The organism is Duganella callida (assembly GCF_004614165.1).
Classification (GTDB): Bacteria; Pseudomonadota; Gammaproteobacteria; order Burkholderiales; family Burkholderiaceae_D; genus Rugamonas; species Rugamonas callida.
The window spans coordinates 14595-30710 of the sequence record NZ_SPVG01000007.1 but is presented as its reverse complement, the minus strand read 5'-3'; the positions used below and the strand labels follow the sequence as shown (position 1 = coordinate 30710).

The following is a 16116-nucleotide window of genomic DNA, read 5'->3' as shown; positions in this document are numbered from 1 at the left end:
CTGCCTGCAGCGCATCACCGAAAAAGCCGCCGGCCTGTGCCGGGCGGCTTTTTTGCTATCTGGTACTGTCATGCGGCGGTAGCGCATGGCTGATAAAATGACTCTCCCTTTTCCACGCATACTTTAAGGAACAAAAATGATCAAAGTTGGCATCGTCGGCGGCACCGGTTATACCGGGGTAGAACTGCTGCGTTTGTTGGCAGTCCACCCGGATGTGGAACTGACGGCAATCACCTCGCGCAAAGAGGACGGCTTGCCAGTGGCTGACATGTTCCCATCGCTGCGTGGCCGCGTGAACCTGAAATTCTCGTCGCCGGAAAACGCCGACCTGACCCAGTGCGACGTGGTGTTCTTCGCCACCCCGCACGGCGTCGCCATGGCCCAGGCGCCCGAGCTGCTGAAGGCGGGCGTCAAGGTGATCGACCTGGCGGCCGACTTCCGCATCAAGGAAAAAGCCGTCTTCGAAAAATGGTACAAAATCGAACACACCTGCCCGGACCTGTTGGAACAGGCGGCCTACGGTTTGGCCGAGCTGAACCGTGAAGACATCCGGAAAGCCCAGCTGGTCGCCAATCCGGGCTGCTACCCGACCACCATGCAGCTGGGCTTCTATCCGCTGCTGAAGGCTGGCGTGATCGATGCCGGTTCGCTGATCGCCGACTGCAAATCGGGCGTCTCGGGCGCCGGCCGCAAGGCGGAAATCGGCACCCTGTTCTCGGAAGCGTCGGACAACTTCAAGGCCTACGGCGTGGCCGGCCACCGTCACACCCCTGAGACCTCGGCGCAGCTGCAACGTTTCACTTCCGACAAGGTCGGCCTGATCTTCACGCCGCACCTGGTGCCGATGATCCGCGGCATGCACTCGACCCTGTACGGCCGCCTGACCAAGGACATCAGCAACGACGAACTGCAAGCCTTGTTCGAAGAGCAGTACCGGGACAGCGCCTTCGTCGACGTGATGCCGTTCGGTTCGCATCCAGAAACCCGCTCGACGCGCGGTTCCAACATGCTGCGCCTGGCGCTGCATCGTCCGGACAACGGCGACACCGTGATCGTGCTGGTGGTGCAGGACAATCTGGTCAAGGGTGCCTCCGGCCAGGCGGTACAGTGCATGAATCTGATGTTTGGCCTGGAAGAAACCACCGGCCTGACCCAGATTGCACTGCTGCCTTGATCTGAAGCACTTGATTTTTTGTGGTTTATCGCCAAATTTGAAGCTGGGCGGAGCAGAAAAAACGCCCCCGGTCTATAATGGCCTTCAATTGTTTTCTCGTAGGAGTTAGAAATGAATGCTGTTGCTGAAATGCCAGCGCCTATCATCTTCACCGATAGCGCTGCTGAAAAAGTGGCCCAACTGATCGAGGAAGAAGGCAATCCAGACCTGAAACTGCGCGTATTCGTGCAGGGCGGTGGCTGCTCCGGCTTCCAGTATGGTTTCACCTTCGACGAAATCGTCAATGAAGACGACACCACCATGGTCAAGAACGGCGTCCAGCTGCTGATCGATTCGATGAGCTACCAGTACCTGGTTGGCGCGGAAATCGATTACAAGGACGACCTGGAAGGCGCCCAGTTCGTGATCAAGAACCCGCAGGCCACCTCGACCTGCGGCTGCGGTTCTTCGTTCTCGGTATAAGTTCGGATTTCCCTTGAAAACGGCGGCCTGCGGGCCGCCTTTTTTTATTTTTAAAGTGGACACCTAGCGCGGATAGAGGGCGCCGAGGATGCGATCGCCCTGGGCGCCGGTGACGGCGGGCAGGTTGCCCGCCAGGCGCTCGCTGTGACGGTAGCCCAGCCAGGCGAACGCCAGCGCTTCCACGCGGTTGGGGGCGACGCCCAGTGCTTGCGTGGACGCCACCAGCACCTGCTTGCCCAGTTCCGCCGCCAGCGCATCCATCAACACGCTGTTGTACGCGCCGCCGCCGCAGACGTAGACGGCGTCTGCGCCGGCGCCATGCTGCCTGATCGCATCCGCCAGCGTCACGGCCGTGTATTGGACTAGCGTGCGCTGCACGTCCTGCGGCGCCAGGTGGCTGTAAGCCTGCAGATGGCCGTCCAGCCAGTCGAGGTGGAACAGGTCGCGTCCCGTGCTCTTGGGCGCCGGCAGCGCCAGATACGGTTCCTGCAGCAGTTCCAGCAGCAGTTCCGGGATCAGCTTGCCGCTGGCCGACCAGGCGCCGTCGGCGTCGTATTCCTGGCGGCGGTGACGGCCGATCCAGCCGTCCAGCAACACGTTGCCGGGACCGGTGTCGAAGCCGGTCACGCCATCGTCGCTCAGCACGCTGATGTTGGCGATGCCGCCGATGTTGGCCACGACGCGCGGCTGCCCGGCCTTGCCGAACAGGGCCGCATGGAAGGCCGGCACCAGCGGCGCGCCCTGGCCGCCGGCGGCGACGTCGCGGCTGCGGAAGTCGGCGATCACGTCGATGCCGCACAGCTCGGCCAGCAAGGCCGGATTGTTGGTCTGGCGCGTGAAGCCCAGTTCGGGGCGGTGGCGGATGGTCTGGCCATGCACGGCCACGGCGCGGATGTCTTCGGGCGCACGGCCCGATTCGCGCAGCAGTTCGGCCACGCATTGCGCATAGTGCTGCGCCAGCTGATTGGCGGCCAGCGCTTCGCGTTCGATTTCGTTGTCGCCGGCCGCCTGCAGGGCCATCAGCTCGGCGCGCAGCGTGGGCGGGAAGGCGATGTAGGCGGAGGCGATGGTGGTGATCTGGTCGCCGTCGAACTGCGCCAGCGCGCCGTCCACGCCGTCCAGGCTGGTGCCCGACATTAAGCCGATGTACAAAGTCATAGCCACCTCATGTGTGTGTGCTGTCGCACGGAATAAATCATCTCAGAGGCGCATGATAATAAAAAAACAGGCCGACGATGCGGCCTGTTCTGTCCAACTTATTTTTGCGCGACTTGCGCGACGCGCGTACTGCCTCCGGACCCGGCCGGACGGAGCAGGGCGAAGCGGTGCATCATGTCGTTCGAATAGACTTTGAAGCGGCTCATTTCGGCAGCGGTCAAAGGCGCCTGCGCTTGTACGTTCATCTTGCTCGGGTCTTTGGCTTCGCCGCCGACACGGAATTCGTAGTGCAGGTGGGCGCCGGTGGACCAGCCGGTGGTGCCGACGTAGCCGATCACGTCACCCTGCGACACCTTGCTGCCTTTTTTCAGGCCAGGCGCGAAGCGGCTCATGTGCGCGTAAGCAGTGGTGTAGTTGCTCCAGTGCTTGATGGTGACGAAGTTGCCGTAGCCATTCATGGTGCCGGCGAAGTCGATCACGCCATCACCTGCCGCGCGGATCGGCGTGCCGGTCGGGGCCGGGAAGTCGATGCCCTTGTGCTGCTTCCACTGGCCCGAGATCGGGTGCACGCGCATCGAGAAGCCCGAGGAAATACGCGAGAATTCCACCGGCGACTTGAGGAACGCCTTCTTCAGCGATTTGCCGTCGTAGCTGTAGTAACCGCCGCCTTGCTTGCTCTGCGGATCTTCAAACCACACCGACTGATACGTCGTGCCGCGGTTGGTCAGTTCACCGGCCAGCACGCGGCCGGCGCGCACGAATTCGCCATCCTGCCAGAACGTCTCATAGACCACGTTGAAACTGTCGCCGCGCTTCAAGTCGCCGCGGAAGTCGACGTTGGTCGAGAACATTTCAATGATCTGCTTGACGATGGTGTCCGGCAGCTTGGCGCCGTCTTCGCTGGAGTCGGTGGCCGCATACAGCGTCGAGGTGATGGTACGCGCGTGCATTTCCACGCGGCGTTCCAGCTTGGCCGGTTCCGCGCTGGCGACGAAACTATCGCCCTTGCGGGTGATCTTAATATTGGTGACTGGATCGTCCTTGCCGTCGACCACGGTGGCGCGCAGCCACTGCAGATTGCCTTCCTCATCGGTCTGCGCCTGCACGCGCTTGCCCGCTTTCAGCTGCATGACGCCTTTGGCAACCTTGTCTTTTTTGATGAAGGTTTCAGCCGCGTCATCGTCGACGCCGAGACGGGTCAGCAGCGTGGCCAGCGTGTCGCCGGCGCGGATGCGTTCTTCGTGGATGAATTGGGCGTTGGAGGACTGCTGTTCCAGCGTGTTGATCTGCGCGGAGAGGTCGGGGACGACCACGGCTTCCTGGACAGTTTTGACCGGCAAATCGGATGCGTCGGGAGCAAGGGGAGCTACACCGGCGGCGCCGAAAGCACAGACTGCGAGAAACAAAGCCGACGCGCTGATGATGCGCGCCTTTCGCGTAGAACCTAGCAAATTGAACAAGCGTGAGCTCGTGATTTTGTGTATTTGGTTCATGCAATCAGTTAAAATTTGCCGCTTGAACTATTCAGGAACGTTTTATTTCTTCTAATTCTTCGTGTTGTTCGTTTTCGTACGGCAAGATTGATGGATCGGGGATTATAGCAAACTCCTGGAGCTGCCCACCTTTTTTTGAAAAAACCGTTTAAAAAATCATGACTACCTCCTCTTCGACACCCGCGGCCCCCTCTAAAGAAGCGTTGCCGTTATCCGACAACGTACAAGAGGCACTTGCGATCACCAAACGCGGTGTCGACGAGCTGCTGATTGAAAGCGAATTCGCGCAAAAGCTGGCGCGCTCGGAAAAATCCGGCACCCCGCTGCGCATCAAGCTGGGCCTGGACCCGACCGCGCCGGATCTGCACCTGGGCCATACCGTGGTGCTGAACAAGATGCGCCAGCTGCAGGATCTGGGCCATCAGGTGATTTTCTTGATCGGCGACTTCACCTCCATGATCGGCGATCCATCCGGCCGCAATGCCACCCGTCCGCCGCTGACCCGCGAGCAGGTCGAGCAGAACGCCCAGACTTACTTCAAACAAGCTTCGCTGGTGCTGGATCCGTCCAAGACCGAAATCCGCTACAACTCCGAATGGTGCGACCCGCTGGGCGCGCGCGGCATGATCCAGCTGGCCTCGCGCTACACCGTGGCGCGCATGATGGAGCGCGACGATTTCACCAAGCGCTTTAAAAACGGCACGCCGATCGCTGTCCACGAATTTCTCTACCCGCTGATGCAGGGCTACGACTCGGTGGCGCTGAAGTCGGACCTGGAACTGGGCGGCACCGATCAGAAATTCAACCTGCTGGTCGGCCGCGAACTGCAAAAGGATTACGGTCAGGAGCCTCAATGCATTTTGACCATGCCTCTGCTGGAAGGTTTGGACGGCGTGGAAAAAATGTCCAAGTCGAAGAACAATTACATCGGCATCACCGAACCCGGCAATACCATGTTCGCCAAGATCATGAGCATTTCCGACGAGATGATGTGGAAGTATTACGATCTGCTGTCGTTCCGCTCGATCGCCGATGTGGCGGCGCTGAAAGCCGAAGTGGCCGGCGGCCGCAACCCGCGCGACGCGAAAGTCGCGATCGCCCAGGAGATCGTGGCGCGCTTCCACTCGCAGCAGGCGGCCGAGGACGCGCTGGCCGACTTCGTCAACCGCTCGAAAGGCGGCATTCCGGACGATGTGCCGGAAGTCGCGCTGAGCGGCGCGCCGACCGGCATCGCCCAGCTGCTGAAGCAGGCCGGCCTGTGCGCCTCGACCTCGGAAGCGATGCGCATGGTGGAGCAGGGCGGCGTGCGCCTGGATGGCACCGTGCTGAGCGACAAAGGTCTGCAGGTGCAGGCCGGCACCTTTGTGCTGCAGGTCGGCAAGCGCAAGTTCGCGCGCGTGACCCTGTCCGCATGATCGCGCTGCTGCAACGCGTCAGCAGCGCCAGCGTGGTGGTCGATGGCGCGACGGTAGGCGCCATCGACGCCGGTCTGATGGTGCTGGTCTGCGCCGAACGCAACGACACGGAAAAGGAGGCGGATATGCTGCTGGCAAAGCTGCTCGGTTACCGCGTGTTCGCCGACGAGGCGGGCAAGATGAACCGCAGCGTGACAGACGTCAACGGCGGACTGCTGCTGGTGCCGCAATTCACGCTGGCGGCCGATACCAAATCCGGCACGCGGCCCTCGTTCACGCCGGCCGCGGCGCCGGCCGATGGGCTGCGGCTGTTTTCTTACTTTGTCGAGCGGGCGCGCCTGAAGCATCCGACGGTGCAGACCGGCCAGTTCGGCGCCGACATGAAAGTCAGCCTGACCAACGACGGTCCCGTCACCTTCTGGCTGCAGACCAGCCCCAAATAAGATGAAGCTCTCCAGCGACAGTTTCCGCAATGGTGGCGTCATCCCGGCCGACTGCGCCCTGGCGGCGCTGGATGCGCAGGGCAAGGTGGCGCTGTCCGCCAACCGCAATCCGCAGCTGAGCTGGAGCGAGGTGCCGGCCGGCGTGGCGTCGCTGGCCCTGCTGTGCATCGACGGCGACGCGCCGCTCGACGCGGGCAACGTCAACCGTGAGGGGTACACGCTGCCGGCCGCCATGCCGCGCGGCGATTTTTTCCACTGGAGCCTGATCGACATTCCGCCGTCGATGGCGGCCATCGCCGAGGGCGCGCTGTCCGACGGCGTCAGCGTGCGCGGCAAGCCGGGGCCGACCACGACACTGGACGGCGTGCCACTGCGTCAGGGCCTGAACGATTACCATGGCTGGTTTTCGGCAGACCTGGCCATGTCCGGCGACTACTACGGGTATGATGGTCCCTGTCCGCCATGGAACGATGAGCGCGTGCACCATTATATTTTTCGCATCTATGCGCTCGATGTACCGCGTCTGGCGGTGCCGGCGCGCTTCGGCTGCGCGGACGTACTCAACGCCATTCACGGCCATATCGTCGATGAAGCGCAGCTGATCGCGACTTATACACTGAATCCCGCGCTGATCCGTCAGCCGCATACACGATAGCATGAACCACACCACTATTCTGCTGATCCGCCACGGCGAGACGGCATGGAACGCCGTGCGCCGCCTGCAGGGCCATATCGATATCCCGCTGAACGCGGAGGGCGAACGCCAGGCCGCCGCGCTGGCGCGCGCGCTGGCCGCCGAAAAACTGGACGCCATCGTTTCCAGCGACCTGCAACGCGCCGTGCAGACCGCGCAGGCGGTGGCGGCGCCGCACCCCGGCATCACGTTGCAGACCGACGCCCATCTGCGCGAACGTGCCTACGGCGCGTTCGAGGGCATGCTGTACCAGGACATCCAGGACGAATATCCGGCCGACTTCGCCTTGTGGCAGGCGCGCGATGTCGATTCCGTCATGCCGGCCGGCGAGCGCTTGGCCGAAAGCTTCCGCCAGTTCTACGAGCGTGCCATCGCCGCGCTGCATGCGGTGGCCGCGCGCCATCCGGGCCAGACGGTGGCGGTCGTGGCGCACGGCGGGGTACTGGAGTGCGCCTACCGGGCCGCGCGCGGCATCCAGCTCGACAGTCCGCGCGATTTCCAGGTGAAAAATGCCAGCATCAACCGCTTCGCCGCGACCGAAGGCAAGTTAGTGCTGACTAGCTGGGGAGAGGTCGGCCACCTGTCCTTGGCCATGGATGACGTGGGCTAAAATACCCTGCGGAAACTTCCACTCATAACGGCAAACCTGCACGTTTGCCGATTTAATAAAAAATAGTGCTTATTATTTGAGCAGTCCTTCGGTTAAAATAGAAGGTTCCTTCTTCCCGCTTTCAGGTATTGCAAGTGCAAATCGGCCCTCATTTACTGCGCAACAACGTTTTCGTCGCCCCCATGGCGGGCGTGACGGACCGCCCTTTCCGCCAGCTGTGCAAGGAGCTCGGCGCGGGGTATGCGGTGTCCGAGATGGCCGCGTCCAACCCGCGTCTGTGGGCGACGGAAAAGAGTTCGCGCCGTACCGACCACACCGGCGAGATGGAACCGAAGGCGGTGCAGATCGCCGGCGCCGATCCCAAGGATCTGGCCGATTGCGCGCGCTTCAACGTCGAGCGCGGCGCGCAGATCATCGACATCAACATGGGCTGCCCGGTCAAGAAGGTATGCAACGCCTGGTGCGGCTCGGCGCTGCTGCAGGATGAGGAGCTGGTCAAGCGCATCGTCGATGCGGTGGTGGGCGCGGTCGACGTGCCGGTCACGCTGAAGTTCCGCACCGGCTGGGACCGCGAAAACAAGAACGCGCTGAAGATCGCCCGCATCGCCGAGGACGCCGGCATCGCCATGCTGACCCTGCACGGCCGCACGCGCGCCGATGGCTACAAGGGCGACGCCGAATACGACACCATCGCGGCCGTGAAGAAATCGGTTTCAATCCCGGTGGTGGCGAATGGCGACATTACCTCGCCGGAAAAAGCCAAATTCGTTCTGGATTACACCGGTGCGGACGCTGTGATGGTGGGCCGCGCCGCGCAAGGCCGGCCGTGGATCTTCCGCGAGATCGACCATTACCTGCGCACCGGCAAGCATTTGCCGGCGCCTTATGTGGACGAAGTGCGTGCGCTGATGGATGAACACCTGCGCGCCCACTACGCCTTCTACGGCGACTACCTGGGCGTGCGCACGGCCCGCAAGCACATCGGCTGGTACGTGCGCGACCTCGAAGGCGGCGAAGAATTCCGTCAGCGTATGAACCTGCTTGTATCCACGGAAGAACAATTGATTGCCGTAGACCAATTCTTCGAATCGCAGTGGCGATACGGCGAACGGTTACAATACCGCCTCGCTGAAGAGTTGCAGGCCGCCTGAGCGTCCAGAAGAGCACTAAAAAAGCCCCATTATCAGAAGGGCAAACGTTTCCAGTCACGAGCTGGAAGGATTTGCCAGCAACAACAGATTAATTAGCCGAACGACAAAAAATGAGCAAAGAAAGTATCCAGGAAGTCATTCAGAAGAGCCTTGAAGAATACTTCAACGACCTGGGCGAACAGCAGGCATCGAATATCTACGACATGGTCGTGCTGACCGTCGAGAAGCCGATACTGGAAGTGGTCATGACGCGGGCGGACGGCAATCAATCGCACGCCGCGCAGATGTTGGGCATCAACCGCAATACCTTGCGCAAGAAATTACAGGAACACGGCCTGCTGTAAAGCGCCCGTTCTATCCGGCATGTGTGGCTGGGATGGCCGCAATGCCGGCCGTCACCGAATTACTTAACCACCTGGTCATACATAGCCATGATTAAACAAGCTCTCATCTCCGTATCCGACAAAACCGGTGTGCTGGACTTCGCGCGCGCGCTGTCCGCCATGGGCGTCAACATCCTGTCGACCGGCGGCACCGCCAAACTGCTGGCCGACAACGGCGTGCCCGTGACCGAAGTTGCCGACTACACCGGTTTCCCGGAGATGCTGGACGGCCGCGTGAAGACGCTGCACCCGAAAGTCCACGGCGGCATTCTGGCGCGCCGCGACTTCCCCGAGCACGTGGCCAAGCTGCAAGAGCACGACATCCCGACCATCGACATGGTGGTGGTCAATCTGTATCCGTTCCAGGCCACCGTGGCCAAGGATACCTGCACGCTGGACGACGCCATCGAGAACATCGACATCGGCGGCCCGGCCATGCTGCGTTCCGCCGCCAAGAACCACAAGGACGTGGTGGTGATCTGCGATCCGGCCGACTACGGCGTGGTGCTGGCGGAAATGAAAACCACCGATAACGCGCCCGGCTACGTCAGCTACGACACCCGCTTCATGCTGGCCACCAAGGTCTATTCGCATACCGCGCAGTACGACGGCGCCATCGCCAATTACCTGACCAGCCTGGATGCAACCCGCGCGCACGGCAGCCGCAGCGCCTATCCGGCCAAGCTCAACGTGGCCTTCGAAAAAGTGCAGGACATGCGCTACGGTGAAAACCCGCACCAGTCGGCCGCCTTCTACCGCGACGTGGTGAAGACTGAAGGCGCGCTGGCCAATTACAAGCAGCTGCAGGGCAAGGAACTGTCGTTCAACAACATCGCCGACGCCGATGCGGCGTGGGAATGCGTGAAGAGCATGGGTGGCTTCGACCAGTCGGCGGCCTGCGTGATCGTCAAGCACGCCAACCCGTGCGGCGTGGCGCTGGGCGCCAACGCGGTGGAAGCGTACAAGCGCGCGTTGCAGACCGACCCGACCTCGGCCTTCGGCGGCATCATCGCCTTCAACGTGGAAGTCGATGGCGCGGCCGCCACCGAGCTGGCCAAGCTGTTCGTGGAAGTGCTGATCGCGCCGTCGTTCACCGCCGAAGCCAAACAGATCCTGTCGGCCAAGCAGAACGTACGCCTGCTGGAAATCCCGCTCGGTAATGGCGTCAACGCCATGGACTTCAAGCGCGTCGGCGGCGGCCTGCTGGTGCAGTCGGCCGACTCGAAAAACGTGCTGCTGGCCGACATCAAGGTGGTCAGCAAGAAGCAGCCGACCCAGCAGGAACTGCAGGACATGATGTTCGCCTGGCGCGTGGCCAAGTACGTCAAGTCGAATGCCATCGTCTTCTGCGGCAACAACATGACGCTGGGCGTGGGCGCCGGCCAGATGAGCCGCATCGATTCGGCGCGCATCGCCTCGATCAAGGCGCAGAACGCCGGCCTGTCGCTGGCGAACTCGGTGGTGGCGTCGGACGCCTTCTTCCCGTTCCGCGATGGTCTGGACGTGGTGGTCGATGCGGGCGCGACCTGCGTTATCCATCCGGGCGGCTCGATGCGCGACCAGGAAGTGATCGACGCCGCCGACGAGCGCGGCGTGGTGATGGTCTACACCGGCACCCGTCACTTCCGCCACTGATCGTCTGCCATTGCGGCCACGCCGCCGCATGCTGATCGACCCCGTGCGCCGCTGGCCGGCGCGCGGGGTTTTTTTATGCCGCGCGCTAAATGCGGTTTTCGCAAAAATGAAATGCTGTCCCGACGGATTGTTGCAGGGCATCGACGACCTTATTATTTTTACGTCGAGTTCTTATCGATACCAACTTATCCTCAAGGAGCAACAGCATGAGCACATCGCAAAAAGTCGCCATCGTTACCGGTGCATCGCAAGGCATAGGCGCGGAAATCGTCAAGGCATACCGCCAGCTGGGCTATCGCGTCGTCGCCACTTCACGCACGATCAAACCGTCCGACGATCCTGACATCGTGACTGTGGCCGGCGACATCGGCGACCGCGCCACCGCGCAACGCATCGTGGCGGAAGCGGTGGCGCGCTTCGGCCGTGTCGACACGCTGGTCAACAATGCCGGCATCTACATCGGCAAGCCGTTCACCGCGTTCAGCGTCGAGGACTACAACGCGATCATGAACGTGAACATGGCCGGTTTCTTTCACATCACCCAGCTGGCGCTGGGAGAAATCGAGAAGCAGGCGGGCGGCCATGTGGTGACAGTGACCGGCAGCATCGACAATGGCATGAGCGGCGGTGTTTACACCGGCCTGGCGGGCCTGACCAAGGGCGGCCTGAACGCCGCCACCCGCGCGCTGGCGATCGAGTACGCCGACCGTCGCATCCGCTTCAACGCGGTCGCGCCAGGCGTGATCCGCACGCCGATGCACGCGGAAGAAAATCTGCAGTTCTTCGGCAAATACCATCCGCTGGGCCGCATTGGTGATGCGGGCGAAGTGGCCAGCGCGATCGCATTCCTGGAAACCGCGGAATTCGTCACCGGTGAAATCATCCACGTGGACGGCGGCCAGCACGCCGGCCGCTAACTACGCTAACCGGGCCGGTCAGTCAGGCCGGCCCTCGAATACCTCCTTCATCACCGCCAGCGCCGTATAGACGCTCGACCAGCCTGAGTAGAACGCCACCTGCGTCATCACTTCCGACAGTTCCGCCCGGCTAACGCCATTGTCCATCGCGCGGTTCAGGTAAAACGCCAGTTGTGCCGTCTGGGCAGTCGCAATCACCGAACCTATCGTCACCAGGCAACGGTCCCGTACCGACAGTGCCGGTTGCCGCCACAGATCCCGGAAGATCACGTCGCTGGTCAGCTGCACCAGGCCCGGCGCGACGGCACCGAATTTGCGTTCGACGATGGCGTGGCGCCGCTGCTCGGCGCTTTCGTCCAGGGGTAGCAGTGCGGCCGGGGCAGGCTCGCCCGCATCGATACCGCGTCGTGCGAAGATAGGGCGCGCGACATCTTCCGCGGCCAGCGCGTTGGCCCAGCCCGAGTAGAACGCAAGGTGCGCGATCAGGCCCGATATCTCGCTGGGGCGCACGCCGTGATCGAGCGCGCGTTCCAGGTAAGGCGGCAGCTGCGTGCTCTGGTTACGGGCAATCAGCACGGCCATGGTGACGATGGCGCGGTCGCGCATGGATAATAGGGGACGCTGCCACACATCGCCCAGCAACACCTGTGCCGTGTAGCGTTCCAGTGCCGTCGATGGCGCGTTTGAACTCATCATGATGTTCACTCCTGTAAATAAAAAGGGCAGCGCCGCCGGTGATGGCGCACGCTGCCCAGTTGGGCCTGTCGGCAAAAAGATCACACGGCCGGGACCAGGCGCATCGGCTCGAAGCCCAGTTTGTGCGCGAAGATTTCCTGGATGAGCACGGCGTCAGGCAGCGGGCGCCATGCGACTTCGATGTGATCGATCAAGCCGTTCTCATCCAGATGAAGATGCTCGTTGCCCTTCACCGTGATGCCCTTGCAGGAGAAGCTGAAGAACACCGCCACGTCGCGGTCCGAGGCAAACGTCAGCTTGACTTCCAGCGTGTCGATGGTGGCAAGGAAGCCGGACAGGATCTGGACCACCGCGTCCCGTCCTACCGTGGGTTCAGGAAAGATCGGGCCGAGCAGCACGATGTTGTCGGCCAGATGCGGCAAGATGCCCTGGGTATTCTTGTCGCTCAGAGCCTTGAAATAGTCGGTGATATGCGAGGTGTTCATGGAGGTACTCCTGTAATTTTCCTGTGGAAGACAGGAAAAATAATAGGTCTATCCTCTGCGCCGGACAATCCGTCGCCACGGCATTTCAATTTTGCGGAAACTGCATTTTGGCCGGCTATACCAAAGCGTCCCAGTACGGCGGCGTGCCGATCGCGTCCACCAGGAAGGCGGACACCGCGCGCACCTTTTGCGAACGCAGCCGGTTTTCCGGCGACAGGATCTGAATGTAGATGTCGTCCGCGTAGGCGGACATTTGCCAGTCGGCCAGCAGCCACACCAGCCGGCCGTCCTGGAAGCTAGCCGGCGGGTAGAGCCAGTTGGGGAACAGCACCACGCCGCGCCCCGCGATCGCGGCATTGATCAGCACCTCGGAATTATTGCTGCGTAGCGAACCGCTCACCACCAGCGGCTCGTACGGCGCTTCGGCGGCATGACGGAAGTGCCAGCGCTGCGGTTCATGCACGCCTTTGTACAAGAGGCAATTGTGCTGCAGCAGGTCTTCCGGCGTTTGCGGCGTGCCGTGCAGCGCGAGGTAGGCCGGACTGGCCGCCAGCACATAGCGTTGCGCGCACACCACCTTGCCGATCAGGCCGGAATCCACCAGCCGCCCCACGCGCACCGTGATATCGGCGCCTTCCTGTACCGGGTCGACGAAGGTATTGCTCAGGCTGAGTTCGACCAGCAGGTCGGGATATCGCGCTTGCAGCTGGTTGACCAGGTTGGCGATATGCAGCCGGCCCAGCGATTCCCCGGCGTTGATCCTGACCAGGCCGTGCATGGGATTGGCGCCGTGGTCGAACTGTTCGGCGGCGCCGTCGAGCAGTTCGACGGCCTGGCGCACTTGCGCGTAGTAGCGCTGCCCCTGCTCGGTCAGCCGCACCGCGCGCGTGCTGCGGTAAAACAGTTGCTGTCCCAGTTCCTTTTCCAGCGACGCAATGAAGCGCGACACGGACGATGCCGGCACCGCGAAGTGGCGCGCGGTGGCAAGGAAACTGCCGGTGGTGGCGACCATCAGAAAATAACGTAAGGTCTGGACTTGCATGACGGACTGGGCAATCGTAAGTAAAACAGCACTATATACCAGCCGGGCGCGCCGGCCAGGGCGGCAAAGCTTGCGGGGTTTTTCTTTACTGCATACAATCCGTGGATGATTATTCTCGGCATCGACCCTGGCTTGCGTACGACCGGCTTTGGCGTCATACACAAGCAGGGCAGCAAGCTGCGCTACATCGCCTCCGGCACCATCAAGAGCGGCGAGGGCGACCTGCCGACCCGCCTCAAGGTCATCCTTGACGGCGTGGGCCAGGTGGCGCGCACCTACGGCCCCGATTGCGCGGCGATCGAACAGGTGTTCGTCAACGTCAATCCGCAATCGACGCTGCTGCTGGGCCAGGCGCGCGGCGCGGCGATCTGCGCGCTGGTGACGGCCGAACTCAGCGTGGCCGAATATTCACCAACACAAATCAAGCAGGCAGTGGTCGGCACCGGCCGCGCGGTGAAGGCGCAGATGCAGGACATGGTGGCGCGGCTGTTGCAGCTGCCCGGCCTGCCTGGCACCGATGCGGCCGATGCGCTGGGCATCGCCATCTGCCACGCCCATAGCCGCGAAACGCTGACCCTGATCGCCGGCGGCACCAGTGCCGCCACGGCCAGCAGCCCGCTGGCCGGACTGCGCCTGCGCCGCGGTCGCCTGGTCGGCTGAACACTTTATAAGGTCTCCCCATGATCGGACGTCTCTCCGGAATTCTGCTCGAAAAAAATCCGCCGCAACTGCTGGTCGACGTCGGCGGCGTCGGCTATGAAGTCGATGTGTCGATGAGCACTTTCTACAATCTGCCCGGCGTGGGCGAGAAGGTGGTGCTGTTCACCCACCAGGCGATCCGCGAGGATGCGCACCTGCTGTACGGCTTCGGCAACGCCGAGGAGCGCGCCGTATTCCGCCAGCTGATCAAGATCACCGGCGTCGGCGCGCGTACCGCGCTGTCGATCCTGTCCGGCATGTCGATCGCCGACCTGGCGCAGGCGGTGACACTGCAGGAGTCGGGCCGGCTGATCAAGGTGCCGGGCATCGGCAAGAAGACGGCCGAACGCCTGCTGCTGGAACTCAAGGGCAAGCTGGGCGCGGACATCGGCGCCGGCGGCGCGCATGCCGCGCCGGATTCGCAATCCGACATCCTCAACGCCCTGCTGGCGCTGGGCTACTCCGACAAGGAAGCGCTGCTGGCGCTGAAATCCGTCCCGGCCGGCGCCAGTGTCTCCGACGGTATCAAGCAAGCCCTGAAAGCCCTGTCCAAGGGCTAAAATCGGGCGGCGTGCGCTCAAGGCAGGGTAAAATACCTGTATGAGCATACAGACCGACAATTTTACCGAGCAGCGCATCATCGATGCCGCGCCGTCCTCGCCGAACGAAGAAGCGATCGAACGCGCATTGCGGCCCAAGCTGCTCGATGAATATGTCGGTCAGGCCAAGATCCGCGATCAGCTGGAAATCTTCATCTCCGCCGCGCGCAAGCGCAGCGAGGCGCTCGATCACACACTGCTGTTCGGCCCGCCCGGCCTGGGCAAGACCACGCTGGCCAACATCATCGCCCGCGAGATGGGCGTCAACCTGCGTCAGACCTCCGGCCCGGTGCTGGAGCGCCCCGGCGATCTGGCGGCGATCCTGACCAACCTGGAAGCCAACGACGTCCTGTTCATCGACGAAATCCACCGCCTGTCGCCGGTGGTCGAGGAAATCCTGTACCCGGCGCTGGAAGACTACCAGATCGACATCATGATCGGCGAGGGGCCGGCCGCGCGCTCGGTCAAGCTGGACCTGCAGCCGTTCACCCTGGTCGGCGCCACCACCCGCGCCGGCATGCTGACCAACCCGCTGCGCGACCGCTTCGGCATCGTCGCCCGACTGGAGTTCTACACCACCGCCGAGCTGACCAAAATCGTCACGCGCAGCGCCATGCTGCTGAAGGCCAGCATCGACCAGGAGGGCGCCCACGAAATCGCCCGCCGCGCGCGCGGCACGCCGCGTATCGCCAACCGCCTGCTGCGCCGCGTGCGCGACTACGCGGAAGTGAAGGCCGATGGCGCCATCACCAAATCTATCGCCGATGCCGCGCTGGTCATGCTGGACGTCGACACCGTCGGCTTCGACGTCATGGACCGCAAGCTGCTGGAAGCGGTGCTGTACAAATTCGGCGGCGGGCCGGTCGGCATCGGCAACCTGGCCGCCGCCATCGGCGAAGCGGCCGACACCATCGAAGACGTGCTGGAACCTTACCTGATCCAGCAGGGCTTCCTGCAGCGCACGCCGCGTGGCCGCGTGGCCACGGCCGCCGCCTACAAGCACTTCGGCGTCAACCCGCCGCGCACCAACCCCAACGGCGAGCTGTGGGATCTGTAAGCG

General features: G+C 62.6%; 18 protein-coding genes. 13 read left to right on the top strand and 5 right to left on the bottom strand.

Going from position 1 to position 16116, the window contains the following annotated elements:
- The first annotated feature begins 136 nt into the window (after positions 1 to 136).
- Positions 137 to 1174 carry an N-acetyl-gamma-glutamyl-phosphate reductase gene (gene argC / locus E4L98_RS00715; protein ID WP_135199648.1) on the top strand — a complete coding sequence of 346 codons (1038 nt, stop codon included), beginning with the start codon at positions 137 to 139 and terminating at the stop codon, positions 1172 to 1174.
- A 111-nt stretch (positions 1175 to 1285) separates the two neighbouring features.
- Entirely contained in the window at positions 1286 to 1636 is a 351-nt protein-coding gene (gene erpA, locus E4L98_RS00710) for an iron-sulfur cluster insertion protein ErpA (RefSeq protein ID WP_135199647.1), read from the top strand.
- A 63-nt stretch (positions 1637 to 1699) separates the two neighbouring features.
- Here the strand turns inward: erpA and E4L98_RS00705 are convergent, their stop codons facing one another.
- Complete coding sequence (locus tag E4L98_RS00705; protein WP_135199646.1) at positions 1700 to 2794, bottom strand: anhydro-N-acetylmuramic acid kinase; 1095 nt, start codon at positions 2792 to 2794, stop codon at positions 1700 to 1702.
- A gap of 98 nt (positions 2795 to 2892) precedes the next feature.
- Positions 2893 to 4287: a M23 family metallopeptidase gene (locus tag E4L98_RS00700; protein WP_135199645.1), complete on the bottom strand. Its 1395-nt coding sequence runs from the start codon at positions 4285 to 4287 to the stop codon at positions 2893 to 2895.
- Positions 4288 to 4445: 158 nt separating this feature from the next.
- Between E4L98_RS00700 and tyrS the strand changes: the two genes are divergently transcribed.
- The 8 genes from tyrS to E4L98_RS00660 all read left to right on the top strand — a co-directional run bounded on the left by tyrS (position 4446) and on the right by E4L98_RS00660 (position 11535).
- Positions 4446 to 5702, top strand: coding sequence for a tyrosine--tRNA ligase (gene tyrS, locus E4L98_RS00695; protein WP_135199644.1), 1257 nt, complete (start codon positions 4446 to 4448; stop codon positions 5700 to 5702).
- Positions 5699 to 6145: a D-aminoacyl-tRNA deacylase gene (gene dtd / locus E4L98_RS00690; RefSeq protein WP_135199643.1), complete on the top strand. Its 447-nt coding sequence runs from the start codon at positions 5699 to 5701 to the stop codon at positions 6143 to 6145. The genes tyrS and dtd overlap by 4 nt, the downstream gene beginning before the upstream one ends.
- Position 6146: 1 nt before the next feature.
- Positions 6147 to 6800, top strand: coding sequence for a YbhB/YbcL family Raf kinase inhibitor-like protein (locus E4L98_RS00685; RefSeq protein WP_135199642.1), 654 nt, complete (start codon positions 6147 to 6149; stop codon positions 6798 to 6800).
- Position 6801: 1 nt separating this feature from the next.
- A complete protein-coding gene (locus E4L98_RS00680; RefSeq protein WP_135199641.1) occupies positions 6802 to 7449 on the top strand; it encodes a histidine phosphatase family protein in 648 nt (215 codons plus the stop codon).
- A gap of 134 nt (positions 7450 to 7583) precedes the next feature.
- On the top strand, positions 7584 to 8600 hold the full coding sequence (dusB, locus tag E4L98_RS00675) for a tRNA dihydrouridine synthase DusB (RefSeq protein ID WP_135199640.1): 1017 nt from the start codon (positions 7584 to 7586) through the stop codon (positions 8598 to 8600).
- A 110-nt stretch (positions 8601 to 8710) separates the two neighbouring features.
- Positions 8711 to 8944 carry a helix-turn-helix domain-containing protein gene (locus E4L98_RS00670; RefSeq protein ID WP_135199639.1) on the top strand — a complete coding sequence of 78 codons (234 nt, stop codon included), beginning with the start codon at positions 8711 to 8713 and terminating at the stop codon, positions 8942 to 8944.
- 87 nt (positions 8945 to 9031) lie between these two features.
- On the top strand, positions 9032 to 10618 hold the full coding sequence (purH, locus tag E4L98_RS00665) for a bifunctional phosphoribosylaminoimidazolecarboxamide formyltransferase/IMP cyclohydrolase (RefSeq protein ID WP_135199638.1): 1587 nt from the start codon (positions 9032 to 9034) through the stop codon (positions 10616 to 10618).
- A 206-nt stretch (positions 10619 to 10824) separates the two neighbouring features.
- Positions 10825 to 11535, top strand: coding sequence for an SDR family NAD(P)-dependent oxidoreductase (locus E4L98_RS00660; RefSeq protein ID WP_135199637.1), 711 nt, complete (start codon positions 10825 to 10827; stop codon positions 11533 to 11535).
- Positions 11536 to 11553: 18 nt separating this feature from the next.
- Here the strand turns inward: E4L98_RS00660 and E4L98_RS00655 are convergent, their stop codons facing one another.
- The 3 genes from E4L98_RS00655 to E4L98_RS00645 all read right to left on the bottom strand — a co-directional run bounded on the left by E4L98_RS00655 (position 11554) and on the right by E4L98_RS00645 (position 13758).
- A complete protein-coding gene (locus tag E4L98_RS00655) occupies positions 11554 to 12231 on the bottom strand; it encodes a carboxymuconolactone decarboxylase family protein (protein ID WP_135199636.1) in 678 nt (225 codons plus the stop codon).
- 80 nt (positions 12232 to 12311) lie between these two features.
- On the bottom strand, positions 12312 to 12716 hold the full coding sequence (locus tag E4L98_RS00650) for a nuclear transport factor 2 family protein (protein ID WP_135199635.1): 405 nt from the start codon (positions 12714 to 12716) through the stop codon (positions 12312 to 12314).
- A 115-nt stretch (positions 12717 to 12831) separates the two neighbouring features.
- The gene (locus E4L98_RS00645) at positions 12832 to 13758 is read right to left on the bottom strand and encodes a LysR family transcriptional regulator (RefSeq protein ID WP_135199634.1); all 927 of its coding nucleotides are present in this window, start codon (positions 13756 to 13758) and stop codon (positions 12832 to 12834) included.
- Positions 13759 to 13863: 105 nt separating this feature from the next.
- Here E4L98_RS00645 and ruvC point away from each other — a divergent pair, with 105 nt between their 5' ends.
- The 3 genes from ruvC to ruvB are packed head-to-tail and all read left to right on the top strand — an operon-like array spanning position 13864 to position 16113.
- A complete protein-coding gene (ruvC, locus tag E4L98_RS00640) occupies positions 13864 to 14418 on the top strand; it encodes a crossover junction endodeoxyribonuclease RuvC (protein WP_135199633.1) in 555 nt (184 codons plus the stop codon).
- 20 nt (positions 14419 to 14438) lie between these two features.
- Positions 14439 to 15017 carry a Holliday junction branch migration protein RuvA gene (gene ruvA, locus E4L98_RS00635; RefSeq protein ID WP_135199632.1) on the top strand — a complete coding sequence of 193 codons (579 nt, stop codon included), beginning with the start codon at positions 14439 to 14441 and terminating at the stop codon, positions 15015 to 15017.
- Between the two features lie 40 nt (positions 15018 to 15057).
- Positions 15058 to 16113: a Holliday junction branch migration DNA helicase RuvB gene (ruvB, locus tag E4L98_RS00630; protein WP_135199631.1), complete on the top strand. Its 1056-nt coding sequence runs from the start codon at positions 15058 to 15060 to the stop codon at positions 16111 to 16113.
- Positions 16114 to 16116: the final 3 nt, after the last annotated feature.